Genomic DNA, 24,761 nt, shown 5'->3' with positions numbered 1-24,761 from the left:
CAGATAAGGTGAGTGCGCGCTAAAACGCGCCTTCAGCAAGTGGCATGAGACCGCCGGAGCGCAGCGCAACACAGCGGAAACATCGCGCGATGAAGCAAGGATTACACCTAAAGCTCGGACAACAGCTGACCATGACGCCGCAGCTGCAACAGGCTATTCGCCTGCTGCAACTGAGCACCCTGGATTTACAGCAGGAGATCGAGCAAGCGCTGGAAGAAAACCCCATGCTCGAAATAGAAGAAGAGCATTCTGACGTGCCAGAACAGATGACTACCAATGAGTCCGGTGCCCATGAAGGGCCGATGGACAACCCGGAGCGCAGCAGCAACGCCGACGACTCTTCGGCCGACAATGACTTTGAAGCCACCATGCCAGACGATCTCCCCATTGATACTCAATGGGAAGATATTCTGCCCTCCAGTGCACCGGCCCCCTCCGACGGCGGCGGCGAAGACTTCGACTTTGACAGTCGGAACCGTGGCAGTGAAAGCCTCCAGGACCATTTGCGCTGGCAGCTAAACCTGACGCGGATGTCCGATGATGACCGTATTGTTGCTTTGGCCATCATCGATGCCACAGATGCCAACGGACGCTTCAACAGCACTGTCGAAGACCTCATTGAACTGTTTCCCCCGGAATTAGAAATCGAGAGCGAAGAGATAACCGCGGTACTGCATGCACTCCAGCAATTTGAACCCGTGGGCGTATTCGCCCGGGACTTGCAGGAGTGTCTACAGTTACAGCTGAAACAATTGGATCGAGATACTCCCTCTCTCGATCAGGCCAAGATTTTGATTAACCGACACATTAATCAACTGAGCAGCGGCGACTACGCGCAGATCATGCGCCGCATGAAGCTATCCGAGGATGGCCTGCGGGGCGCGCTCCGGCTTGTGCAGTCCTTAGACCCCCTCCCGGGCAAACAGTTTGGCGATGACGAGACGGAGTACATCGTCCCGGATGTTTTTGTAAGTCGCAAGGAAGGCCGCTGGGTGGTCGCTCTAAACCCTGATACCGCTCCTAGACTGCGCATCAACACCCATTATGCGGGCATGATCAAACGCGCAGACAACAGCGCCGACAACAGCTACCTTCGAGACAACCTTCAGGAAGCGAAATGGTTCCTAAAAAGTTTACAAAGTCGCAACGAAACGATGATGAAGGTGTCTACAGAGATAGTGCGACGCCAGCGTAACTTCCTCGAATATGGCGAGGAGGCTATGAAACCGCTGGTTCTGCACGACATCGCAGAGGCCGTTGAGATGCATGAATCGACTATTTCCCGGGTAACTACGCGCAAGTATATGCACACACCCCGGGGCATTTTTGAGCTCAAATACTTTTTCTCGAGCCATGTGGCAACGACGAGCGGCGGCGCCTGCTCGTCAACAGCGATACGCGCCCTGATTCGCAAGCTCATCGCCGCTGAAAACCCCCGCAAGCCGTTGTCCGACAGCAAGCTTGCGGCTCTTCTGGAAGATCAGGGTATTCAGGTGGCAAGACGAACGATCGCGAAATACCGGGACAGTCTGAATATTCCACCTTCTAACGAGCGCAAACGGCTTGTGTAGAAGAAACGGCGCTTCAAGGCGCAAGAACAGATCGACAATGACGTAGCTAAATGTAAAAACAAGGAGAAGCGCATGCAAATTGTAATCAGCGGACACCACGTCGAAGTCACCGATGCTCTTAGAGAGTATGTAGAGGCCAAATTTGAACGTTTGCAGCGGCACTACAGCCAGATCAGCAAGTCTGACGTCACTTTAATTGTAGAGAAAATGGTACAGAAAGCAGAAGCCACCGTGCACATAGCGGGAAAAGATCTGTTTGCCGCGGCAGACTCCGAAGACATGTATGCAGCGATCGACGCACTGGCTGACAAGCTTGACCGTCAACTGATCAAGCATAAGGAAAAACACCAATCCCATTGAGCACAGCATGCAAGCAATGAACGAAGATCTACCCACAACGGCGACCAGCGTCAGTGATTTGCTGACGCCCTCGCGCAGCCTCTGCCAGATACCCGGCGGCGGAAAAAAACGTATTTTCGAGCTGATCGCGGACGTCCTTGGCAGCGATAGGGAGGAGTTTCATCCGGACGAACTTGTGTCCGGCATGCTCGCGCGAGAAAAACTCGGCAGCACGGCCCTGGGTAACGGCATCGCAATACCCCACTGTCGTCTCAGCGACTGCGACTCGCCCTGCGGCGTGATCCTGACTCTGTCCAGCGGAGCCGACTTCGATGCACCCGATGACGAGAATGTTGATCTTTTGTTTGCGCTGGTAGTCCCGAGCGAGGCCACGCAGGACCATTTGAATCTGCTGGCTGACCTGGCAAGACTCTTCTCTCAGGCGGAGTTTTGTGATGCTTTACGGAGCTGTGAGAGTAACGAGGCCTTGTTCAACACAGTGATCAACTGGGCTGCGGGCACACAGTAGTGGACTTAATCATCATCAGTGGACGCTCGGGCTCGGGCAAAAGTACCGCCTTGCATCAGTTGGAGGACGAGGGTTACTACGCTATCGACAATCTTCCCGCCTCATTGCTCCCGGCATTGGTGCGCGACACGGGCCCAGGGCTCCCAGAGCATTTTCGCGGCATCGCTGTATGTATCGATGCGAGGAATGCCTTTCGCGATCTTCAGGACTTTAACGCAACGCTGGAATCACTTTCCGCGGAGGTACAGTGCAGAATTTTGTATCTGGATGCCGATGAAGCGACCTTAATTAAAAGATTCAGTGAGACCCGTCGTCGACACCCCCTGACCACTGAGAGTCTGCCGCTGGCCGAAGCCATTCGCTACGAAAGTGAACTACTCGAACCCCTGGCCGCCACAGCGACACTCACACTCGATACCCGGGCGATGACGATCTACGAGCTTCGAGATGCCATCAGGCAGAAACTCGTTGGCTCAGAAGCCGAAGAGATGGCTATTCTTTTTCAGTCCTTTGGCTTTAAACGCGGTGTCCCGGGGGATGCGGACCTGATTTTTGACCTGCGAATGCTACCCAACCCGCACTGGTCACCCGAACTGCGCAATAAGACCGGTGTAGACCCCGAGGTCGCACACTATCTCGAAGAGCACGCTATCACCGGGCAACTCTTTGAGGATATCGCAGGCTTCATTAAACGATGGGTTCCGGCCTATCAAAAAAGTAGCCGCAGTTATCTCACGGTCGCGCTGGGTTGCACGGGAGGGCAACACCGCTCGGTGTATATGGCCCACCGCCTGTATACCTATTTTCAGGGACAGTTCACCCAGCTCCAGCTTCGCCATCGCGAGCTTCAGTAGGACTCGCCGTGATCGAAAGCGAACTCACTATCATCAACGAACTTGGCTTGCATGCTCGCGCTGCGTCCAAGTTTGTCAGCTGTGCGAGTCGCTTTGGCAGTCAAATCCAGGTCGCTAAGGATGGGCAGTGGGTCAACGGCAAGAGCATCATGTCAGTAATGATGCTCGCCGCGGGAAAAGGCAGCACCTTGAACCTCCGCGCAGAAGGCAGTGACGAAGACGAAGCCACTGCGGCGATTCACGAGCTGGTAAATGACTTCTTTGGCGAAGGCCAGTGAACACGCTCCAGGAAGACCAGAAACGCTCTCGCGATAGCGTTTCTCGGGCTCTGGAGAGCGGAACTCTGCTCGACGTTCGACGCCTGATCCGCGTAATGGAACCCGGGGAAGTAGCGCATATCCTCGAGTCCTCTCCGCCGCGTTATAGACACGTGTTATGGCAACTACTCGAAGGCTCCCAGGAAGCCGAGGTACTCAACGAGCTCGGCGAGGAACTTAAACTCGACTTCCTGCAGGCCATGGGCCCGGACCAGGTCGCACAGATTACCGAAGAGCTGGACGATGATGATGTCGCAGACATCCTTCAGCAGTTGCCCGAATCGTTCACCCAGCAAGTACTGCAAGCGATGGACGAGCAGGACAGGTCGCGGCTCGAGCGGGTAATGGTCTACGACGAGGACACCGCCGGTGGTCTCATGAATACCGACACCATCACGATCCGCGCGGATGTGACCCTGGACGTGGTACTGCGTTTTCTAAGGCGTCATGAAGAAATCCCTGAGATGACGGACACTTTAATCGTGGTGAGTCGCGACGATCACTATGTGGGTCTGCTGCCTATACGAACACTGCTGGTTTCTGATCCGGGCAGCTCGGTGCGCGAACTCATGCTCACCATGCGTAAGCCCATTCATACGGATATGCCCGACAGTGATGTTGCACGCTTGTTTGAGCGTAATGACTGGGTATCCTCACCCGTCGTGGATAGCGAAGGATACGTTGTCGGCCGGATCACCATTGACGATGTGGTGGACGTTATCCGAGAGGATGGGGACCATTCCCTGATGTCCATGGCCGGCCTGGATGAAGACGACGATACCTTTGCTCCGGCCATCAAGACGGCTAGGCGCCGTGCCGTGTGGCTAGGTATCAATCTACTCACCGCCTTCATTGCCTCATCGGTAATCAACCTGTTTCAGGGCACCATTGAGCAAGTGGTCGCGCTCGCAGTGCTGATGCCCATCGTTGCGTCCATGGGCGGCATTGCCGGTACCCAAACACTAACAGTGCTTGTGCGCGCGTTAGCCCTAGGGCAGATCGATCGCCGCAACGCCCGCTGGCTTGTCAGTCGTGAGTTGACGTCTGCGGCTATCAACGGCCTTCTTTGGGCTATGGTCGTGGCCGTTGCCGCATCCCTGTGGTTCGACGACAACATCCTGGGCCTGGTTATTGCCCTGGCGATCATCATCAACCTTATTACCGCTGGAGTTACTGGTGCAGTGCTGCCCCTCGCTCTTCAACGCATGAAAATCGACCCTGCCCTCGCTGGAGGCGTGATGTTGACCACAGTCACCGATGTAGTGGGCTTTATGTCATTCCTGGGACTTGCAACGGTGTTCTATGCCTAAACCAATTAGAGGAAAACGCGCCAAAAGCGACGACCCGGACATGGACTTCGATGAAGGCCCCAGTAAGTCAGCTCGAAAGCGAGAAATGACAGCTCTACAGGAGCTGGGAGAAGCACTTTGTGCTCTCAGCCCCCGGGAGCTCAAAAAGATACCCATCGACGATGAGGATCTTCATGCGGCGATAGAGGAAAGCTCGCGCATCAGGCAGAACAGTGCGATGCGTCGACACCGGCAGTACATCGGCAAACTCATGCGGCGCATAGACCCTGAACCTCTGCAGCGGGCGCTTGACGCGCTCTATCAGTCTCGCAAAGACAAAACCCTCTTGTTCCAGGAACTTGAGGTTCTACGGGATACGTTGATTAGCGATGGCGACCAAGCCCTGGGCCAGGTGATCGACAAACACCCGGAGGCTGATCGACAACAGCTAAGACAGCTGATTCGCGAGGCTCAAAAAGAGGCCGCGGCAGACAAGCCCCCCGCCGCTAGCCGGCGTCTGTTTCGCTACCTTCGGGAACTTCAGTCCTTGGCGTGAGCTTGTCGTCAAAGAGGCGACGAAACTTCACCGTGGGTGTCTCTATGGGACCAGAGACCTCGTAGACTGCCGAGGACATACGGTTTACCTGCTTCTCAAACACTTTACTCACAACGAATACTCCCGCTGCGACGGCCGGGCCCGCCGCTAGAGCCGCCACCCAAGGCAGGTTGTTGGCGACCGGCAATGTGACAAGCAACTCGCCATTGATAGTCCCCAAGGCCAGATCGCTAAGACCCGTAAACGCAAATGCACTTGCAGCGCCATCGATCTGCAAGTCCGCCACCTCAATGACTCCGCTTTGAAGGTACAGCTCGGTACTTGCAGTCACAAAAGGAATCCCGGACTCAAACATGTGACTCAAACTCAGGCCGCGTAAAATTTCTGCAAAGTTCAGAAAACTAATCATCGACAAGGCTCCGGGGCCGGACTCCAGCAAGCGTCCATTGCGCGCATCCAACTGGATAGAACCATCCGTTTCGAGTGCAGAAAAAGCGGTGGGGGGGCCTGGCCAATGTAATCGTACAGACAAGGATCCAGCTTCGGACTCCAGAGTCGGTGCAAAGCCAGCAGCGCTCATCACATCACCCAAATCCGAGAAGGCCGCATCGATTTCCAGCGCCGTTATCTCGCTATCACCGCCTTTAAACCATCGCAGCATTCCAGGCTGAGGCGCATCGAGCTGCATTCCCCAGAGTTCTCCCCCGATGCCCGTCGCGTACAGCGCGCCATCGGTTTGACGGGTATCCAAATCGAAACCCAGGCCACCCAGGGCTCTACCCCCACTGCGCAACTCCAGTACATCAACACGCATGCTCGGTACGGTCGCCCGAACTTGATCCAAAGTTAGCGGGTCTCCGTCACCGAAACGCGCGAGATCAAGGTACTCAAGCAACAAATGTAGTCGGCCATTCTTTCGGGTAAGGCTCCCTTGCAAAGACCCGGACTCAATAGCTCCCTGCCACAAGTTCTCCACACCCCAAAGATCCACCCGTGCACGACCAAAGTCCCGCGACGCCAGACTCAAATGTCCAACGTCCAGAGAATCGATCTGATAACTCAAGGCAGACTCAAAGTCAGGAACAGCGGCCTCAGATAATGGCGTCGGCAACATTGACTGCTTCGCATCAAAGCCCATATTGCCAGCCGATAAAGTTTCGCTCGGCATGCTGGAGTAACGGCGGTAGAAATCACTCCACTCCGTGATATCTAAAGAAGATAGCGTTCCGGTAAGGCACAGGCGTTGTTTACAACTCAGCAGATCTACTTCAATCCCGCCCACGCTCGCAGCAAGCTTAGCGAGCGTGTTTCCCGCCATAACCAACTGCATACTCAAGCGCTCACCCAACTCGATAGCCATAACGGGATCTGCGACCAGGGGTATAGTCAGATTCAGCGTTAAGGGCTGCTTGGGACTCTTCGAAAATGGCCTAGGTGCATCAAGTGTCACACCCACTAATTCGGACGTCAGATGAAAACGCGGATTAGTCCTGTCACTGAGCAGTAATTGGCCGGAAAACCCGCTAGTTCCTGTGGCAAAGTTCAGCAGCGGCTGAGACAGCCAGGCAGCTATTGCTGTTGTGTCGAGCTCACCCTCAAGAGACAGATCCAAGCCCCCTTCGCCACCCTCACCCTCCGCAAGCGTAGTTAAGGACACAAGTCCGCCAAGGGTCTCTCCTTGCAGAGCGCTGCCGGTAAAACCTTCTCGCGTGCGATAACGCAACTGCCCCTCGATGCCATCAACCGTGAGCCCCAACTGATCAATTTCTGCAGAGGCCTTTCGCAGCAGCAAGGTCAGATCCACATCGGGGCCGGTCGCATCACCACCGATGGGCAAGGTGAGCGCAAGGTCGCCCTCCAGGGACCCGGCAAAGCGCCAATCCGCGAACACATCGTTGGTAATCCCACGCAGCGGTGAGTCACGCAACAGCAAGCCAGCAGCGCTCGCAGGCCCCTCGATGTGTCCGGCAACATCCAGTAAAACCCCCGGCGCCTGAGGCAAGACCCGAACCATCAAATCCGTTAGCTGAGCGCCCTCGCTGCGCGCCGTCGGTACTCGCCCCCAAGTTCGTCTATCATCGACCCAAATGGTGGCATGGACATCAGTGAGTGTCGGCCAAGCCGGGTCGTATGTCAGGGTGGCCTCGCTCGTATCGAGGAACAACTGCACCGTCATATGCGGGAAATTGCGACGACTGGTACTGCCGCGCCAGATAAAACCCGCGCGGTCGACCTTGCCGTCCACAATACTGCGATTTAGCCATCCCAGAAGTGGATCCGGCAGCGTGAAGGGTAAATACTTGGCGCGCTCCTGCAGCTGCGAATCCCGCAGACCAATGAGCAACTCTAATTCCACACCGGTCACCCGTTCGCTAAAGGGAATATCCACCGCAAACAAACCACTCGCCTTACCTTCATCACTGACCAGACGCATGAGACCACTGTCAACTCGCAGGCCAGCGCTGTCCCAATTTAAGTAAACGTCACCCAGCGCATCCGTGTAGTGCAGAGGCTCCTGGTGCACCGAGGGATAGTGCATGCTGAAATCTTGAGCATCGAGCTTTAACCGCCCGGAACCTGGCTCCAACTCGAGATAACCAGTGACGCCCGTCAACGCCGGGGTGTTCCGCCAGCTACTCACACTCAAATCGTCTATCGCGGTACGCAGCTGCCAACTGCCAGCTGGATCCGAAAGATCATCCAGACGCAACTCCAGGACACTGAGTTTTCCCTCCGGCGCCAGAGATGGCAACACGTCCCGCAGGCCCTGGGGCAACCCGGGTGCCGCCGCGAGCAAAGTAGGCAGGCCAGACAAGCCCAAATCACTGGCACGAATACGCAGCGCCTGTCCCAACCAATCAAACTGTGCCCGATCAAGATTCAAGGCTTGTCCGGCGCGCTCTATGTGAAAATCCTCGGTGAGCAAACTCCAATGACGGGAGCGCTGCGCCAGAGCAGCTTCGAACGACAAGGCGTCCAGTGGCAGAGACCAGGCACCGTCCAGCTCATCTAACTGTAAAGCAGCACTCTCCCAACGCATCGTCGCCGTGGAATTTCCCACGGCGCGGGTCAGCCAAAACTGTGCGCTGGCTGATCCTGCAAGTCGAAAGGGTAAATTCAGGATGCTCCACAAGTTACTCAGCGCAGCAAGGTCGCTGCTTTTGGCATCGACAAAGACATCCCCGGTCCATGACAAAGGTCGTAAGGGGTTTCCCACGCCCTCGGCGTTGACCTCCAGTGCGATGCTGTCACCCTTGACCATTCCGTGAAGACGCCGGTCGTTACCCTCACGTTCCAAGAGCAAATCTACCGACAGGCTGATAGCGCCGCCGGGGGTATCCAAACGCAGTGCGCTTTCTGACAGTGCCACACGCTCTACGTTCGGCAAAAAATCTTCAATCCAGTCTTTGAACTCCCTACCACCACCGGCTGCGAAGCCCGCGATCTCGATGACACCGTCCTCGCTCAGTCCAGCGTCAAGTGCGAGCCCCGCCACGTCCATACGTGACAACTGTAGGCTCCCCGCCAACAGGCTGGCTGGGACGTCTAGCCGAAAAGAGCCACGCCCGATAGCGATAGGTGGGAGCTGCTCATCCGTCTGAGTGATCCGCAAGTCCATGAAACTCAGCTCGGGACTGAACGCGTCCCAGCCTCCGGTGAGACTAGCTACGGTAACGGTAAACGGTAGCTGACGATTGATCTGTTCGAGCACCGGGTCTCGAAGCGCGGGTATTTGCTTCATCAAAAAGCTGCCTGCGGCGACATACACAGCCAGCAACACAATCAAAGCCACAAGAAGGCGCCAGGCCCAGGGGGCCAGCGCATGCAGACCTCGCAGCGGCAGGCTTTCTGCTGCCCTGTGATCGTTCATACTCGACGACCCCAGTTGTTTCTGGCCTTAGAGCAACACAATATCAAACTGCTCCTGTGTATAGTCCGGCTCGGCGCGAAAACTGATACTGCGCCCGATAAATGACTCCAGATCCGCAACGTTTGCGGACTCCTCGTCCAGCAATCGATCAACCACCGTGTGAGAGGCCAGCACCATCAAACCACCCGTTTCATAAGCGCGGGCATCTCGCATTATCTCCCGCATTATCTCGTAACATACGGTCTCGGCTGTCTTGAGCACACCTCGTCCGTCACAAGTTGGACAGTCCGCACAGAGGATTCGTTCCAGACTTTCCCGCGTCCGTTTGCGGGTCATCTCCACAAGGCCCAACTCAGAAACACCGGTGATTTTGTTTCGCGCAGGATCACGCGCCATAGCCTTTTCCAAAGCCCGGTGCACCTGACGGCGATGCTCTGCGTCTCGCATGTCAATAAAATCAATGATCACAATACCGCCTAGATTGCGCAATCTGAGCTGGCGCGCGAGGACCGTGGCCGCCTCGAGATTGGTCTTGAACAGCGTTTCCTCCTGATTGCGGCGCCCGACGAAGGACCCGGTATTCACATCAATCGTGGTCATTGCCTCGGTCTGATCAATAACCAAGTGGCCACCACTTTTAAGCGGTACCACACGTGCAAGTGCACGCTGTAAATCCTCTTCCACACTGTAGAGATCAAGAATCGGTCGTTCGCCCTCGTACAACTCGACAAGGCCTGCCACCTCGGGCATGTACTTAAGACAGAATTCGCTGAGCACCGCGTAGTGGTCATGACTATCCACCAAAATACGCTGCATACCTGGACGCGCCAAATCACGCACTGCTCGAAGCTGCAGGGGCAAATCTTCGTAGAGTAGCTCCGGGGCCTGAGCAGCCGCTGCGCGTCGCGATACCACCGCCCATAGCCGTTTCAGGAATCTCAGGTCCGCGCGTATCTCGCTATCGCCCGCCCCTTCCGCTGCGGTACGCAATATGTAGCCGCCACCCCTCCTATCTTCGCTGTCTAAAGATTCGGCCAACACTTGCTGTAGTCGCGCCCGCTCTTCGACATCATCAATGCGCTGGGACACACCGACGTGGTCATTCTGAGGCATGAAGACCAAATACCGCGTCGACACCGACAACTGACTGGTGAGCCGTGCGCCCTTTTTGCTGATCGGGTCCTTAGCCACCTGAACGGTGATGAGCTGTCCTTCGCGCAGGTGATCTGCAATCCGCTCTTCTGTCGCAGCGCCAACACCTAGAACGTCTGTAAGATGGATAAACCCACTGCGTTCAACTCCAAAGTCAACGAACGCCGCCTGCATGCCGGGCATCACCCGGAGCACGCGACCCACATAGATATTCCCGACGGTACCGCGGCTCGATTGCCGCTCAATGTAAATATCCTGCGCAGCGCCATTTTCTACGACCGCAACCCGCGCCTCCATGGGAGTGACGTTGACGAGGATTTCTTCGTTCACGCCGTACTTCCCTGCAAACGCGCGACAATTCCAAAGCGCGCCAGTAGCTCTCGAGTTTCCACCAATGGCAAGCCAATCACGCTGCTGACGCTGCCATCAACACGGCGAACAAAACTTCCCGCAAATCCCTGAATCGCATAGGCGCCGGCTTTATCCCAGGGCTCATCCGTCGACAGATACGCGTTGATCAACGCTGGAGTCAGTGCTGCAAACTCAACAACCGTGCGTACGAGTACGGTCTCGCTGCGCGAACCTTGCCGCGCACAAATCGCGGTATAAACGTCATGGGACCTGTCGCTTAGGCCTTTCAATATTCGCTGGGCGTCCGCTCTATCCCTGGGCTTGCCCTGGATCACATCATCGAGCACAACAGTCGTATCTGCGGTCAACAATAAGGCTGAACCGATTCCGACCAGCGCCTCAGCTTTTTCGCGAGCCATGCGCTGCACATAGTCCCGGGGCGTCTCTTCACGAACGGGCGTTTCATCAATGTCGGCCGCGATAACCGAGAAACTCAAACCCAACTGCGCGAGTAATTCAGCGCGCCGTGGACTCGCCGACCCCAAAACCAGTTCCGGTGACCTCGAGTCCATCAATTGACCTTGTAGCTACGGCGTAATTCACGCAATACCGGCATCACGAGCGGCCAGAGCAAGGCGGTGCTTAGCGCCGGAAAGAGAAACGCAAACTCGGAGGCACCGACTCCCTGCAAGCTTTGCAACCATTGGGTAATCAGCTGATGCAGTCCCGCGAGCACAAAAATCACCAAGGCTTGCTGGAGCGGAGAAAACACGCGCACGCGCTGGTACATGAACCGCGCGAGAGTAACGACCACCGCTAAACAGAGCATGTTCTGCCCTATCGCCGCGCCTTCCATAACATCGACCAAGAGGCCCACGGCCAATGCCGTGACCAGTCCCACCCGATGTGGCAGGGCTATGGTCCAATACAGGAGCACCAGCAGGATCCACTCAGGGCGCCACCAAATGAGTGATCGAGTGAGCGGCAGGACCGCAAGAACTGCCGCAAGCAGTAACGACGCAACAATGATCCAGTAGCCATTGACACGCTCACTCACCCGGATCTTCCCGGGAATTAAGCTCTGGCTCAACGTACGGTGATCGACTAAACACCAATAGAACATGCCGAGCACGATCCAACTCGGCGGTGGGTGTTGCAATAATCCGTGCAAAAGCTTCACCGGGGCTTCGCTCTACAGCGGACACAATGGCCACCGGGTAGCCAATGGGGAAACGCCCGCCAAGCCCAGACGTGACCAGGAGATCGCCGGCCTGAATATCCGTAGTCGCCGTGACGTGGTGCACCGCCAGTTGATCAAGGGAGCCCATGCCTTCGGCGACGGCCCGCACGCCACTGCGATTAACCTGCACCGGTACGGAATGCGTCGAATCCGTCACCAGCAGTACGCGAGAGGTGGTCATACCAACCCCCACCACCTGCCCAATCAGCCCCTGGGCGTCGATTAGCGGCTGACCCAAATACACACCGGCCTCGGCGCCTTTATCAAGCACCAGTTGATGGCGCACCGGGTCCGGGGACACGCCAATGATCTCACTCACCAGTACATCGTCGCGCAGCAGTGCCGTTGAATTCAGTAGCGTTCGAAGGCGAGCATTGTCCGCCTGCATGGATGACAGCTGCTGTGATCGCGCCTGGAGCACCAAATTCTCTCGCCGCAATCGATCGTTGTCCTCTAACAATCGCTGCCGGGATCGAATGGTATTGTCCTGCCAATCACCGATAAGCGAAGGAATATCGGCAATCAGATAAATGGGTGTGAGCGCGGTATCTATGGCGGAACGTACCGTTGCCAGGCCGCTGTAGCGAAGATCCGCCCATAGCAGCGCCGCCACAAGCAACAGCGCTAGAAAAAGCCTAAGGCCGAGATTTGATTCCTGTATGAACAGCGGCTTGATTGGCAGCACCCAAGGCGGGCAATACGTATGCCGCGCGCAATTATTCGGAAGAGAGTAATTCTATCGTATGGCGGTCCATACGTTCCATGGCCATACCACCACCCCGAGCCACGCAAGTCAGTGGGTCTTCAGCTACAACCACAGGTAAACCGGTCTCTGAAGCGATAAGACGATCTAGGTCCCGAAGTAAGGCGCCGCCACCAGTGAGCACAATACCGCTCTCAGCAATATCTGCTGCAAGCTCCGGGGGGGCCTGCTCAAGCGCTGACCTCACGGATTGAACAATCGACGAGAGTGGATCCTGCAGAGCCTCCAGGATCTCGTCGCTATTAAGCGTGAAACTACGAGGAACGCCTTCGGCGAGGTTCCGGCCACGCACATCGATCTCGCGCAGTTCGCTTCCTGCAAAGGCGCAACCTACTTCTTGCTTGATTTTTTCTGCCGTGGAATCGCCAATGAGCGTTCCATAGCGTCGTCGCACATACGCCACGATGGCTTCATCAAAGCGATCACCACCCAGACGAATAGAATCAGAGTACACCACACCGTTCAAAGAAATAATCGCGATTTCGGTGGTTCCTCCACCGACATCAACGACCATACAGCCTGATGCTTCGTCTACTTGAAGGCCTGCGCCAATAGCAGCCGCCATAGGCTCTTCGATGAGACGCACTTCCCGGGCACCTGCTGACAGGGCAGATTCACGAATCGCTCGGCGCTCAACCTGGGTGGACTTACAGGGGACACACACCAGCACCCGGGGGCTAGGACGAATAAAACGCGTCTCATGCACCTTGGCGATAAAGTGCTGGAGCATCTTCTCAGTTACCTGAAAATCCGCAATCACGCCGTCCTTCAAAGGACGGATAGCCGTGATATTACCCGGGGTGCGCCCAAGCATGCGCTTGGCCTCGGTGCCCACGGCCTCAATGGTTTTATGTCCATTGTGGATACGGATGGCGACCACGGAGGGCTCATCGAGCACGATGCCCTGACCGCGCACGTAAATCAGGGTGTTGGCTGTTCCAAGATCGATGGAGAGATCGTTTGAGAACATGCCACGCAATTTTTTCAGCATGAAATTCTGTTACCCGAATGTAGGTAAAAGTGAAGGTAAAGGTGAAAGCCGGAGAAACTGTTGCAGAACTGTATTGCTCAATTGCATTAGCGAACTCAGTTTTATCTGTTTTTTAGGTCTCAACCCAGCGTTCCTGTGCCGCGCAAGGTTATCAACCGCAGGGGTGTTGGGCAAGAAACAAATGTTGTATGGTGCGGCGCTTTCTACGGATCAACTCCAGTTAAAGCAATGTCTGTATCCGGCGACACCATTCGAGAAATCGCACAGCTTGCACGTTTGCACGTGGAAGATGAAGAACTGCCTGCCTTGACGATCAGTTTCAACGCAATTCTTGAGCTGTTTGAGCAGCTTCAGGCCGCCCCTACCGATGGTGTAGAGCCCATGGCGAACCCTTTGGATGCTAGTCAGTTCCTGCGCGAAGACCGGGTGACAGAGACTAACCAGCGCGAGGCGCTGCAAGCCGTGGCACCTCTCACGGAAGACGGTCTCTATTTAGTGCCACGCGTGGTGGACTGACATGAGTCTCGAAATCGACACACGAAGTCTTGCCGAACTCGCCCAAGCCCTCGCGAGCGGCGAAACGAGCAGCCTGGCCCTCACGGAGTCGGCGCTTGCACGTATTGATGCGCTTGATGGCGCACTCAACAGCTTTATCAGCGTAGATCACGAAACAGCTTTGCAGGATGCTCAAGCGGCCGATGCCCGCATAGCGAGGGGCGATGCTGCGCCTTTGACGGGCATTCCCATCGCGCACAAAGACATTTTTTGCACCCGGAATCTGCGCACGAGCTGTGGCTCACGAATGCTGGATGACTTTAAACCGCCCTACGACGCGACCGTGGTCGAGCGTTTGCGCAGTGCTGGCGCCGTCCTCATCGGCAAGACCAATATGGACGAGTTCGCCATGGGCTCCTCCACCGAGAACAGCTTTTACGGTCCCTGCAAGAACCCCTGGGACCGTAATCGGGTACCTGGCGGCTCATCGGGTGGCTCTGCCGCGGCGGTTGCAGCGGGACTCGTGGCCGCGGCCACGGGCACCGATACCGGCGGATCCATACGCCAGCCAGCAGCGTTTTGTGGAATCACCGGCCTCAAACCGACGTACGGACGGGTCTCGCGATTGGGAATGATCGCCTATGCCTCCAGCCTCGACCAAGGTGGACCCATGGCACGCAGCGCTGAGGACTGTGCGTTGTTGCTAGAAGCGATGGCGGGACATGACCCCCGAGATTCAACATCCGTTAATCGCCCTGGCGAGGCCTATCAGGACCATCTACAGCAATCACTGAAAGGACTGCGAATTGGCATCCCCAAAGAGTATTTCGGTGATGGCTTGGACAGCAACGTGGCAGCAGTCATTGAAGCGGCGCTAAAAGATTACGAAGCCATGGGCGCAACGCTGCACGAGATATCGCTGCCGCGTACAGCACTGTCGATACCCGCGTACTACGTAATCGCCCCAGCGGAAGCCTCCACCAATCTTTCGCGGTATGACGGTGTGCGCTACGGCCACCGCTGTGACAACCCCAAAGACCTTGAAGATCTATACACACGCAGTCGGGAAGAGGGTTTTGGCGCCGAAGTCCAGCGCCGGATTCTGGTGGGCACCTACGCTCTCTCATCGGGCTATTACGATGCCTATTACAAAAAAGCCCAACAGGTGCGCCGACTCATCGCAGGTGACTTTGCAAGCGCCTTCGACTCTGTGGATGTTATTGCCGGCCCCACGACCCCCGGCGTTGCCTTTGAACTGGGCTCCAAGACCAGTGACCCCACGGCCATGTATCTGGAGGACATTTACACGTTATCCGTGAATCTAGCCGGACTTCCCGCCATGAGCCTACCGGCCGGCTTTAGCAGCGGTCTACCGGTGGGATTACAGCTCATCGGGCAACATTTTGACGAAGCACGCCTCCTCGCGGCGGCTCATCAGTTTCAGCAGCGCAGCGATTGGCATCGTCAGACGCCCAAATTGGAGCTGTCAGCATGAGCCGTGAAATGGTCATCGGCCTGGAGGTACACCTACAGCTCGCGACCCGCTCCAAGATTTTCTCCGGCAGTGCGACAACCTTTGGCGCAGAACCCAACACCCAGGCCAATGCGGTAGATCTGGCGATGCCGGGCATGCTGCCGGTGCTCAATGTGCAGGCCGTACGCTATGCCGTTATGTTCGGTCTGGCTATTGATGCACAGATTGGCAAACGCTCGGTCTTTGATCGCAAAAACTACTTTTATCCGGACCTGCCCAAGGGCTATCAGATCAGCCAGTTCGCAGAGCCCATCGTCGGCGTGGGGCGCTTCGCCTTCAACCTCCCCGATGGGTCACAAAGCGAAGTGGGCATTACCCGCGCCCACCTCGAGGAGGACGCCGGCAAGTCATTGCACGAAGATTTTCATGGCATGACCGGCATCGATCTGAACCGTGCTGGAACGCCGCTTTTGGAAATTGTGACGGATCCGGATTTTCGCAGCGCTGAGCAGGCCGTAGCCTTTCTCAAGGCGCTTCACAGTCTGGTGACCTACCTGGGTATATCCGACGGCAATATGGCCGAAGGTTCGATGCGCTGCGATGTAAACCTGTCACTGCGCCCAAAGGGTAGCGATGCCCTCGGCACACGAACCGAAATCAAGAACGTTAATTCATTCCGTTTTGTGGAAAAAGCCATCCACTGCGAACGCCTGCGACAGGAAGACATCCTGGATGACGGCGGTAGCATCGTTCAGGAAACCCGTCTCTACGACGCCGACCGCGATGAAACCCGCTCTATGCGCAGTAAGGAAGTCGCCAACGACTACCGCTACTTCCCCGAGCCGGACCTACTGCCTGTAATCGTCAGCGATGCCGATATCGCTGAGATTGCAGCCACGCTACCAGAGCTCCCCCAGGCGCGAAGAGCGCGATTTGAGGAAGCCTATGGCCTGTCCGAATACGACGCCGGGGTGCTCACCGATGAGCGCGCGGTGGCGGACTATTTTGAACTCACAGCAGCAGCCAGTGGCGATGCCAAGCTCGCGGCTAACTGGATACAGGGCGATCTGCTGGCCGCGCTCAACGCCGAGGATATGCAGATAGGCGCCTGCCCCGTGCAAGCATCGCAGCTCGCAGGACTGATTGAGCGCATCAAAGACCAAACAATTTCTGGAAAGATTGCCAAGCAGGTCTTCGAGGCCATGTGGAAGGGTGAAGGCGATGCAGATGCCATCATCGAGGCACGAGGATTCAAACAGGTCTCCGACAGTGGCGCCCTGGAATCCATGGTCGATCAGGTGGTCGCCGACAATCCGGATCAGGTGGCTCAGTACCGCGCTGCGGATCCCGCCAAGCGTAAAAAGCTTAGCGGATTCTTCGTGGGACAAATCATGAAGGCTTCTAAAGGACAGGCTAATCCAAAAATGGTGAACGACTTGCTCGTCACTCGCCTGGACGCCGACAGCAACTAGCGGACATCACAGATGCGCAAAGACAAAGCCAAAGTACTTGATGAGCAGTGGGACGACGAACGTGTGGCGAGCTTTCTTGAGCCACGGCCAGGCGATGGTGAGAACGCTGATTTTCAGCTCTTGCTACGGGCCTATCAGAGCATGCGCGATAGCGATTTTGCGCGCTTTATACCGTTGTTTTGCACTGCCGGTCGCGATATCAATGCCACCGGGCGCGAAGGCAAGACCTTGCTAGAAGAAGTGGGTGAACATCATCACGGGGCAGCCTACGCCGAGACACTCAAGACGCACGGCGCGGGGTGAAGCGACCCCTCAAGAAGTGCCCTGCTCGTAGGACACCCGACCCCGCATAAAACGTTCACGATTTTCGCGTTTCTTCTCTTCACTCTTTGCCAGCAGCACCAATACCGCTCCCGTACCCCCAAGATTAGGGGGTGCGCTATGGAACGCCTGTACGGGGGGCAACTCTCTCAACCAGTGATCCACAAAGCCTTTGAGTATTCCCACGGCCTCACTATTCGGACTGCGCTCACCCTTGCCGTGCACGATGAGTACGCTACGCAGACCCAATTCATGACACTCGCTGATAAAGCCGTAGATTTCTCGCCGCCCCCGCTGCACGTTCATCCGGTGCATATCCAAACGTGCCTCAGCCGTGTAACGCCCCTTTTTGAGCTTGCGGTAAACGCCGTTTTGAATGCCCGGACGCTTGAACTCCAGCACAAACCACGGATCCAGTGGTTTTACGCCTTCATCGGCCAGCGGGTTGCTGTCACGACCCCGCTCTGTAACGGCGGCCTCTCGACGAAGCTGCGCCGCCGCTTTATCCGCGGCCTCACGCTTTAGGCGAACGCGCGCTTCGGTTTTGATGGGCGTCACATCCCCCATCTCGCTCAGGAAGTCGTCATCACTGCTCATGGGCGCCTCCTTGTGGTTGTGGCCGCAAACTACACATCAGCGTAGGATTTAATCTCGTCGCATCTCAAGCTCGGTCTAACGCGAGAATCATCGTTAGCCCAGCATTGCTATTGTGCTCGCGTTAAACTACGCAAACTACCACCCTCACAGATCAGGATGACAATTGGAAGGCGATCTTGTATACGGTGCCGGCTGCCTCGTTCGGGGCGGCAAGATGCTCAGTCACCCTAGGTTACGACCCTTTGTTATCGTGCCTTTGACTATCAATGTGCTGATTTTTGGCTCACTGATAGGATGGGGGCTCAGTAACTTCATAGCTTGGATAGATAGCTGGCTTGCGTGGCTGCCCGATTGGCTGTCGTTTCTTGAATGGATCCTCTGGCCCCTCATCGGTATCACCGTAGCCCTGGTGACCGGCTATATGTTCACTGCGGTCGCGCTAATTATCGCGTCCCCGTTCAATGCCTTACTGGCAGAGAAAGCCGAAGAGCTTATTACCGGTCAACCCGTTCAAGGCCTTGAGGGTCTTGGCGCAGCATTGATGAGCGTACCTAGAGGGATATTTCGGGAAATCGCCAAACTGATGTACTACATCCCCATGGCACTCATGGTGCTAATCATCAGCTTTATACCCGCGGTCAATGCGGTTGCCCCCTTCCTCTGGTTACTGCTTGGCGCCTGGATGATGAGTCTGCAGTTTGTGGATTACCCCATGGATAATCATCAGGCGAGCTTCAAAGACGTGCGCATTGCCGTGGCGGATCGACGCCTGTCCAGTCTCGGCTTCGGTGGCATGGTTGCGGCTCTGGCGAGCGTACCAATCGTTAATTTTTTCGTGGTGCCCGCCGCGGTGGTGGGTGCGACGATTTTGTATGTCGAGGATCTTCGGTAAGCGCCGGATCTACTACGGAGTGCGAGCGTCGAGCGTCGCAGCCTGTTTGGGTTTGCGCGGACGTCGCGAGCCATGGATGGCGAGCGCCGAGCCTGTCATGGACGACGCTTTTTGGCGATCCGCGCAAGCCCAAACAGGCTGTGGCGATCGACAGCGCAAACCACCTCAGCTAAATCCCACCGACTCAACGAGACAGCAGTTCCTCGGGCGGATGCTCACAGCGTACAGGTGTACCTAACAGCGCCTCTAGATCCGGGAGAAGGAACGCATCGTCCTCACTCGCAAAACTGATAGAGGTACCACTAGCACCGGCACGGCCCGTACGACCGATACGGTGCACGTAGTCTTCGGGGTCTTCGGGGAGGTTGTAGTTCACGACATGACTAACGCCATCAACGTGAATACCGCGACCCGCAACGTCGGTGGCAACAAGAACTGAAATCTCACCCTTCTTGAATTGATCGAGCGTCTTGGTGCGTTTGGCCTGAGCGATCTCGCCGCTCAACATGCCGCAGGTAATACTGGCTTTGCGCAGTCGCTCGTACAAACGACGCACCTGGTCCCGGCGGTTCGCAAAGACAATAACGGACGTCGCGTCGTCGCTGCGCAAAAGATTAACCAAAATGCGGAAGCGCTCCTCGCTGCTGGCCAGGTAAATGCGCTGATCCACAGAGTCCGTCGCTACATGATCCGGCTCAATATCAACGGTGACAGCGTCGGTGGTCCATTGCTCCGACAAGTTGATGATGTCCTGGGTGAACGTCGCAGAGAACAACAGCGTCTGCCGATAGTCCTTGTGCGGGGTCTGACGCACGATGCGCTTTACCTGGGGGATAAAGCCCATGTCGAGCATGCGATCGGCCTCATCCAATACAAGCACTTCGACCTGATCAAGCACCAGATCGCGACGACCGGTAAAGTCTATGAGTCTGCCCGGAGTCGCGACAACCAAATCCACCACCTCCCGGCCGAGTTGATTCAACTGCTTCTGATAATCCATACCCCCGATGAGGGTGCAGGTATTCAAACCGGTATACTTGCCAAGATCTGCCGCATCCGCCGCGATCTGCATGACCAACTCGCGTGTGGGTGCAATGACCAGCGCTCGAGGCTCGCCCAAAAACCGCTCACCTTCATGGGGGTTTTTCAGAAGATCTTCAAAAATCGTGATCAAGAAAGCCGCCGTCTTGCCTGTCCCGGTCTGAGCCTTGCCGATGGCGTCATGGCCCTGGAGCGTATGGGGTAATACCTGTGCTTGGATGGGCGAGCAGTACTCGAAACCAATCTCAGCAATGCCGTGCATCAGCGTCGAGTGCAGGTCCAGATCGTGGAAACGGGTCTTACCTTCCTCGGGTGCAACGTCGAACTCATCGACGCTCCAAGAGGAGTCAGCGCTATCGGATTTTGCTCGACCATTTTTGGAAGAGCGGACATTATTGGAACTGGTCAAAGGGACATCCGCCTTAAATTTAAGGCGCGAAGTCTAGCATTTTTGGCGAATAATTGATCAACGATTAATCAGACGCCCAAGGTAGTAGTCCACACTCACATATCGGCCACCGCCGGTAAAAAGTAAAGACAGCAGCATGAGCAAATAAGTCACAGCAAACTCAATGCCGTTATTGAGGATCACGAAGCTCCCTTTTTCCGTAAGCCAGCTGTAGTTACCGTGTTCGCGCAGCAAATCTCGGGCAGCAGCTAAACGCTGAGCCACTTCCGGCGCACCGGAATCGGCAATGGCTTCCCATCCGTAACCCCAATGCACGGTAAAGATCGCCACAAGCATGGTGATGATCAGGGGGATCGAAATCCAGCGTGTTGCCAAGCCCAGCAGCAGCAGCAAAGCACCGATAGCTTCTGTATAAGCAGCGAGATAGGCCAGGAGTGCAGGAAACGGCAAACCCAGTCCGTACTCCGCGTTGCCAAACCATTCAATGGTGTTTTCCATACCGCCGATTTTCTGTGTGCCGGCCATCCAGAACACAGGCACAAGATACAAACGCAGCGCGAGCGGCGCGAGTCCGTCAAGATAAGCAAGACGCCCGAAAAGCGCCTCCTGAAAGCGACTAAAGCCATGAACCAACGAACTCACTGCACCCACTAATCTAGTCCTCTGTACCTTCTATCAGACCGTACTGTGTATCTTCTGATAGTTCTGACCACGGACATCGAGTCCCGTTCCCGTAATTATTACCGGACGCCCAAGCCCCAAGCTGGCTCTAGGTCAGATCTTTGCAATCGGGGCAATCGGCGCGACGCGCTATGTCCACAATATTTTGCTCGTAGCTGCGCAGATCCATCATCAAAATCCGGGAGCGCAGTGAATCACCCCAGCCGGTCAGTATTTTGATCACTTCCAGAGCCTGAAGAGTGCCGAGGACCCCGACTACAGGACCCAGTACGCCATTGTCACGACAGGACAGCGCAGTGTCGGCGCCCTCTTGAGGATACAGGCAGCGGTAGCAGGCCCCGCCGCTCGCCACATCAAAGGTGGCAAGCTGGCCCTCGGATCGAGCTGCTGCTGCAGAGACCAATGGCTTAGCTGCGCGAATACAGGCGCGATTCAAAGCGAAACGCGTGGGGTAGTTATCCGTACCGTCGGCAACTAAATCAACGCTGGCCACGGCTTGGAACAAAGCCTCATCCTGCAGTTGCTCGGTGAATTGGGAAACTCGACAATCAGGATAGTGCGCACCGATCAAGGCCGCCGCAGACGCGGCTTTGAAACGGCCTATGTCGGCCTCACCGTGCAATATCTGTCTATGGAGGTTCGTCCGCTCGACCGTATCACCATCAGCCAAAATCAAACGCCCTACGCCCGCTGCCGCAAGATAAATTGCCAAAGGGCTCCCCAAACCACCGCAGCCAACAACCAATACCCAGGCATCCCTGAGCCGTTCCTGATACTCCAGCGTGAAGTCAGGCAACATCAATTGTCGACTGTACTGCTCAAGCTCGCGATCGCTCAGCATTGGCCTACTCCCTGGTACCCTTGGGCAAGATTACCCGCTAGCTTTATCTCACCATCCCCGGCCATGAACCGCCACTTACGCGCTCATGACCTGCAAGATCCTGATAGCTTGCCACATTTAGGAATCCAGTAGCCGTCAGCAGAGCACGCACCGCGCTGCCTTGCTCAAATCCATGTTCGAGTAATAGTTGACCCTCAGGTTCCAGATGCTGAGGAGCCTGACTAACGATCTTGCGAATATCATCTAAGCCGTCGACACCAGACACCAGTGCGGCGCGCGGCTCAAAGCGCAGGTCGCCGGTATCAAGGTGTGCATCGTGCTCGGCAATGTAAGGGGGATTACTAACAATGAGTGCGAAACGTTCATCAAGCCCCGAGAACCAGTTGCCGGACAGCCACCGCACCCGCTCCAAGCCCAGCTGCTTCGCATTAGCGATGGCGACTTCCAGCGCTTTGGTACTGCGCTCCACCGCCACGATGCGCCACCGCGGCCGCTCGCTAGCAAGCGCCAAAGCGATCGCACCTGACCCCGTGCCCAAATCAAGCACAGTCGCGGAATCAGACAAGTTCAGCGCCAGAGCCTGCTCGATCAGTAACTCGGTATCCGGTCGGGGAATCAAGGTCGACTCGTTAACCTGAAGGGATAGCGTCCAAAAATCCCGTGCTCCTAGCAGGTAAGCCACGGGCACACCCTGAGAGCGTTGCAGCAACCAATCTCTGTAACGTTGCACGAGGGTCTCGGCGACTTCGGCTTCCGGCCACGCCATGAGGTAACTGCGGGGTTTGTTGAGCGCCGCGCAAAGCAGGACCTCGGCTTCTCGGCGCGCCTCATCTCCTCCCAGCAGGGTGCTTTCGGCGAGCAAGTCTCGAACGCAGCTCATTACTGCCCGGACATAGCCGCCAATTGATCGGCCTGATGCTCCTGACGAAGCGGCCCGACAATCGAGACCATATCACCGCCCATCACTTCATCAAGTTTGTAGAGGGTAAGGTTGATCCGGTGATCTGTGACCCGCCCCTGAGGGAAGTTGTAGGTGCGTATCCGATCCGAGCGATCCCCGGTACCAACAAGATTGCGCCGCTGCTCGGCTTGCTCACTTGCCTGCGCAGCTTCAGCGCTATTGTTGAGCTTGGCCTGCAGTAACGACATCGCCCGGGCGCGGTTCTTATGCTGAGAACGCTCGTCCTGACACTCAACCACTATGCCTGAGGGTAAGTGGGTCAAACGCACCGCGGAATCTGTTTTGTTAACGTGCTGCCCGCCGGCCCCGGAAGCGCGATAGGTATCCACGCGCAGGTCTGATTTATTGATCTCAATCGCTTCCAGCTCTTCAGGCTCCGCAAGAATCGCAACCGTACAGGCCGAAGTATGAACACGTCCCTGAGATTCGGTCTCGGGAACGCGCTGAACGCGATGCGCGCCAGATTCGAACTTCAAATACGCATAGACATCCGTGCCTTCGATGCGACTAATGACCTCTTTGTAACCACCGTGCTCGCCGGAGCGTTCAGACAACACCTCGATACGCCAGCCCTGCCGCTCGGCAAAGCGCGTATACATACGCTGTAAGTCACCCGAAAAAATAGCCGCTTCATCGCCCCCGGTGCCTGCGCGAATCTCGAGAAATATGTTGTGGCTGTCCCGAGGGTCCCGAGGGAGCAAGAGCAGCTGAAGCTCGGCCTCAAGCGCTTCACGCCGAGCCTCCCCTTCGTTTATCTCAGCTTTTGCCATCTCCTGCATATCCGCATCATCATCGGATAGCATCGACTCAGCAGCCTCGATATCTCCAAGAAGTTCACGGTATTGGCTAAAGGATTTGACGACGGCTTCTAACTCAGAATACTCCCGGGACAGGCGACGAAACTGGTCCTGATCAGAAATAACCCCGGCATCGCTGAGCAGAGCAGAGACTTCTTCGTGACGCTCAGACAGCGTCTCCAACTTGAGCAGCAGCGATGGCTTCACTGCAGCGTCGGGCCGGGTGTCCGGGGACTCTCGCTCTCGATGGCACTCTTTGCTTGCGCAGCATTGGTCACTGGTGACATTGGCGATATTGCGGCTGACTCACTCGATGATGCCTCGGTGTTTTGCTCTGTCTTATCTGATGGACTACCTGATGGACTACCTGATGGACTACGCGCTGTATTAGGCTGCGCGTCAAGGTCATCGACCCGCAAGCCCAGCAGACGCGCGGCATGACCCAGTACGTCGTGACGCCCCTCCGCACTAGCCTTTTTAAGACCGGTGGTGGGCGCATGTATCAGTTTGTTGGTAATAGCCCGGGCAAGCTGCACAAGCACCTTCTGAGGGTCCTCGCCGCGAGAAATAGAAGTCAAGGCTCGCTCGAGCTCGCGCTGACGCAGGGCCTCCGCAGACTGTCGGTACTCTTTGACCAGATCTACCGCACCCAGAGAACGCTGTTCTTCACCGACGCTGGCGATACCCAGAGCAATAATCTCGTCGGCCTTGCTGACCTCTTTTTGCCGGGCTCGCAAATTACCGTCGACGATCTGTCCAAGATCATCCACGCTGTACAGATACACATCGCGCAGATCTCTCACCTGCGGCTCGATATCTCGTGGTACAGCGATGTCTATCATCAACATAGGCCGGTGACGTCGCACCTTGAGTGCCGACTCCACCGTACCTTTCCCGATAATAGGCAACTGGCTGGCGGTAGAAGTAATCACAATATCCGACGTCGGCAGATGATCC

24 protein-coding genes and 1 pseudogene are annotated in these 24,761 nt (G+C 56.2%); 12 read left to right on the top strand and 13 right to left on the bottom strand.

All coding sequences use genetic code 11. The features are described from left to right. Positions 1-89: 89 nt before the first annotated feature. The 7 genes from ACI9KD_RS00125 to yjgA all read left to right on the top strand — a co-directional run bounded on the left by ACI9KD_RS00125 (position 90) and on the right by yjgA (position 5,455). Positions 90-1,571, top strand: a complete 1,482-nt coding sequence (locus ACI9KD_RS00125; RefSeq protein WP_414979105.1) for an RNA polymerase factor sigma-54 — start codon at positions 90-92, stop codon at positions 1,569-1,571. Between the two features lie 72 nt (positions 1,572-1,643). Then, positions 1,644-1,931: a ribosome hibernation-promoting factor, HPF/YfiA family gene (gene hpf / locus ACI9KD_RS00120; RefSeq protein WP_414979104.1), complete on the top strand. Its 288-nt coding sequence runs from the start codon at positions 1,644-1,646 to the stop codon at positions 1,929-1,931. 7 nt (positions 1,932-1,938) lie between these two features. Then, on the top strand, positions 1,939-2,439 hold the full coding sequence (locus ACI9KD_RS00115) for a PTS sugar transporter subunit IIA (protein ID WP_414979103.1): 501 nt from the start codon (positions 1,939-1,941) through the stop codon (positions 2,437-2,439). Next, positions 2,439-3,293, top strand: a complete 855-nt coding sequence (rapZ, locus tag ACI9KD_RS00110) for an RNase adapter RapZ (RefSeq protein WP_414979102.1) — start codon at positions 2,439-2,441, stop codon at positions 3,291-3,293. The genes ACI9KD_RS00115 and rapZ overlap by 1 nt, the downstream gene beginning before the upstream one ends. A gap of 8 nt (positions 3,294-3,301) precedes the next feature. Next, positions 3,302-3,571: an HPr family phosphocarrier protein gene (locus tag ACI9KD_RS00105; protein WP_414979101.1), complete on the top strand. Its 270-nt coding sequence runs from the start codon at positions 3,302-3,304 to the stop codon at positions 3,569-3,571. Next, a complete protein-coding gene (mgtE, locus tag ACI9KD_RS00100; RefSeq protein ID WP_414979100.1) occupies positions 3,568-4,920 on the top strand; it encodes a magnesium transporter in 1,353 nt (450 codons plus the stop codon). The genes ACI9KD_RS00105 and mgtE overlap by 4 nt, the downstream gene beginning before the upstream one ends. Continuing rightward, entirely contained in the window at positions 4,913-5,455 is a 543-nt protein-coding gene (gene yjgA / locus ACI9KD_RS00095; RefSeq protein ID WP_414979099.1) for a ribosome biogenesis factor YjgA, read from the top strand. Before mgtE ends, yjgA begins: the two co-directional genes overlap by 8 nt. On the opposite strand, the gene ACI9KD_RS00090 is transcribed toward yjgA, so the two are convergent. From ACI9KD_RS00090 to ACI9KD_RS00065, 6 genes are read right to left on the bottom strand one after another with little or no spacing between them, the layout of a single operon-like run. Beyond that, complete coding sequence (locus ACI9KD_RS00090) at positions 5,406-9,326, bottom strand: YhdP family protein (RefSeq protein WP_414979098.1); 3,921 nt, start codon at positions 9,324-9,326, stop codon at positions 5,406-5,408. The genes yjgA and ACI9KD_RS00090 overlap by 50 nt on opposite strands. Positions 9,327-9,353: 27 nt before the next feature. Then, positions 9,354-10,808 (bottom strand): ribonuclease G, encoded by a 1,455-nt coding sequence (gene rng / locus ACI9KD_RS00085; protein WP_414979097.1) that lies wholly within the window; start codon positions 10,806-10,808, stop codon positions 9,354-9,356. Next, the gene (locus tag ACI9KD_RS00080) at positions 10,805-11,401 is read right to left on the bottom strand and encodes a Maf family protein (protein WP_414979096.1); all 597 of its coding nucleotides are present in this window, start codon (positions 11,399-11,401) and stop codon (positions 10,805-10,807) included. Before ACI9KD_RS00080 ends, rng begins: the two co-directional genes overlap by 4 nt. After that, the gene (mreD, locus tag ACI9KD_RS00075) at positions 11,401-11,886 is read right to left on the bottom strand and encodes a rod shape-determining protein MreD (protein WP_414979095.1); all 486 of its coding nucleotides are present in this window, start codon (positions 11,884-11,886) and stop codon (positions 11,401-11,403) included. Before mreD ends, ACI9KD_RS00080 begins: the two co-directional genes overlap by 1 nt. Continuing rightward, complete coding sequence (gene mreC, locus ACI9KD_RS00070) at positions 11,879-12,754, bottom strand: rod shape-determining protein MreC (RefSeq protein WP_414979094.1); 876 nt, start codon at positions 12,752-12,754, stop codon at positions 11,879-11,881. Before mreC ends, mreD begins: the two co-directional genes overlap by 8 nt. A 31-nt stretch (positions 12,755-12,785) precedes the next feature. Further along, on the bottom strand, positions 12,786-13,823 hold the full coding sequence (locus ACI9KD_RS00065; protein WP_414979093.1) for a rod shape-determining protein: 1,038 nt from the start codon (positions 13,821-13,823) through the stop codon (positions 12,786-12,788). 228 nt (positions 13,824-14,051) lie between these two features. On the opposite strand from ACI9KD_RS00065, the gene gatC reads away from it, so the two are divergent. Genes gatC through ACI9KD_RS00045 form a run of 4 tightly spaced genes read left to right on the top strand, consistent with a single transcriptional unit; the run spans position 14,052 to position 17,567 of the window. Next, positions 14,052-14,339, top strand: a complete 288-nt coding sequence (gene gatC, locus ACI9KD_RS00060) for an Asp-tRNA(Asn)/Glu-tRNA(Gln) amidotransferase subunit GatC (protein ID WP_414979092.1) — start codon at positions 14,052-14,054, stop codon at positions 14,337-14,339. 1 nt (position 14,340) lies between these two features. Next, positions 14,341-15,813, top strand: a complete 1,473-nt coding sequence (gatA, locus tag ACI9KD_RS00055) for an Asp-tRNA(Asn)/Glu-tRNA(Gln) amidotransferase subunit GatA (protein WP_414979091.1) — start codon at positions 14,341-14,343, stop codon at positions 15,811-15,813. Further along, the gene (gene gatB / locus ACI9KD_RS00050) at positions 15,810-17,264 is read left to right on the top strand and encodes an Asp-tRNA(Asn)/Glu-tRNA(Gln) amidotransferase subunit GatB (protein WP_414979090.1); all 1,455 of its coding nucleotides are present in this window, start codon (positions 15,810-15,812) and stop codon (positions 17,262-17,264) included. The genes gatA and gatB overlap by 4 nt, the downstream gene beginning before the upstream one ends. Positions 17,265-17,276: 12 nt before the next feature. Continuing rightward, entirely contained in the window at positions 17,277-17,567 is a 291-nt protein-coding gene (locus ACI9KD_RS00045; protein ID WP_414979089.1) for a PA4642 family protein, read from the top strand. A 9-nt stretch (positions 17,568-17,576) separates the two neighbouring features. Here the strand turns inward: ACI9KD_RS00045 and smrA are convergent, their stop codons facing one another. Beyond that, positions 17,577-18,182: a DNA endonuclease SmrA gene (gene smrA / locus ACI9KD_RS00040; RefSeq protein WP_414979088.1), complete on the bottom strand. Its 606-nt coding sequence runs from the start codon at positions 18,180-18,182 to the stop codon at positions 17,577-17,579. A gap of 163 nt (positions 18,183-18,345) precedes the next feature. Between smrA and cysZ the strand changes: the two genes are divergently transcribed. Then, positions 18,346-19,074 carry a sulfate transporter CysZ gene (gene cysZ, locus ACI9KD_RS00035; RefSeq protein ID WP_414979087.1) on the top strand — a complete coding sequence of 243 codons (729 nt, stop codon included), beginning with the start codon at positions 18,346-18,348 and terminating at the stop codon, positions 19,072-19,074. Positions 19,075-19,258: 184 nt separating this feature from the next. On the opposite strand, the gene rhlB is transcribed toward cysZ, so the two are convergent. The 6 genes and pseudogenes from rhlB to ACI9KD_RS00005 all read right to left on the bottom strand — a co-directional run. Then, positions 19,259-20,524 (bottom strand): ATP-dependent RNA helicase RhlB, encoded by a 1,266-nt coding sequence (gene rhlB / locus ACI9KD_RS00030; RefSeq protein WP_414979086.1) that lies wholly within the window; start codon positions 20,522-20,524, stop codon positions 19,259-19,261. 57 nt (positions 20,525-20,581) lie between these two features. Continuing rightward, positions 20,582-21,166 (bottom strand): DoxX family protein, encoded by a 585-nt coding sequence (locus tag ACI9KD_RS00025; protein WP_414979242.1) that lies wholly within the window; start codon positions 21,164-21,166, stop codon positions 20,582-20,584. A 127-nt stretch (positions 21,167-21,293) separates the two neighbouring features. Continuing rightward, positions 21,294-22,046 (bottom strand): HesA/MoeB/ThiF family protein, encoded by a 753-nt coding sequence (locus ACI9KD_RS00020; protein ID WP_414979085.1) that lies wholly within the window; start codon positions 22,044-22,046, stop codon positions 21,294-21,296. 43 nt (positions 22,047-22,089) lie between these two features. Continuing rightward, positions 22,090-22,926: a peptide chain release factor N(5)-glutamine methyltransferase gene (gene prmC, locus ACI9KD_RS00015; RefSeq protein WP_414979084.1), complete on the bottom strand. Its 837-nt coding sequence runs from the start codon at positions 22,924-22,926 to the stop codon at positions 22,090-22,092. Then, positions 22,926-24,011, bottom strand: coding sequence for a peptide chain release factor 1 (prfA, locus tag ACI9KD_RS00010; protein WP_414979083.1), 1,086 nt, complete (start codon positions 24,009-24,011; stop codon positions 22,926-22,928). The genes prmC and prfA overlap by 1 nt, the downstream gene beginning before the upstream one ends. Beyond that, positions 24,008-24,761 (bottom strand): annotated as a pseudogene (locus ACI9KD_RS00005) (glutamyl-tRNA reductase); the annotation flags it as partial. The pseudogene ACI9KD_RS00005 and the gene prfA, both read right to left, overlap by 4 nt.

Origin of the sequence: Congregibacter sp. (genome assembly GCF_047617445.1) — a bacterium.
In the GTDB taxonomy this organism is placed as follows: Bacteria; Pseudomonadota; Gammaproteobacteria; order Pseudomonadales; family Halieaceae; genus Congregibacter.
Note: the sequence above shows the minus strand (reverse complement) of the source record. Positions and strands in the feature narration are given on the sequence as shown.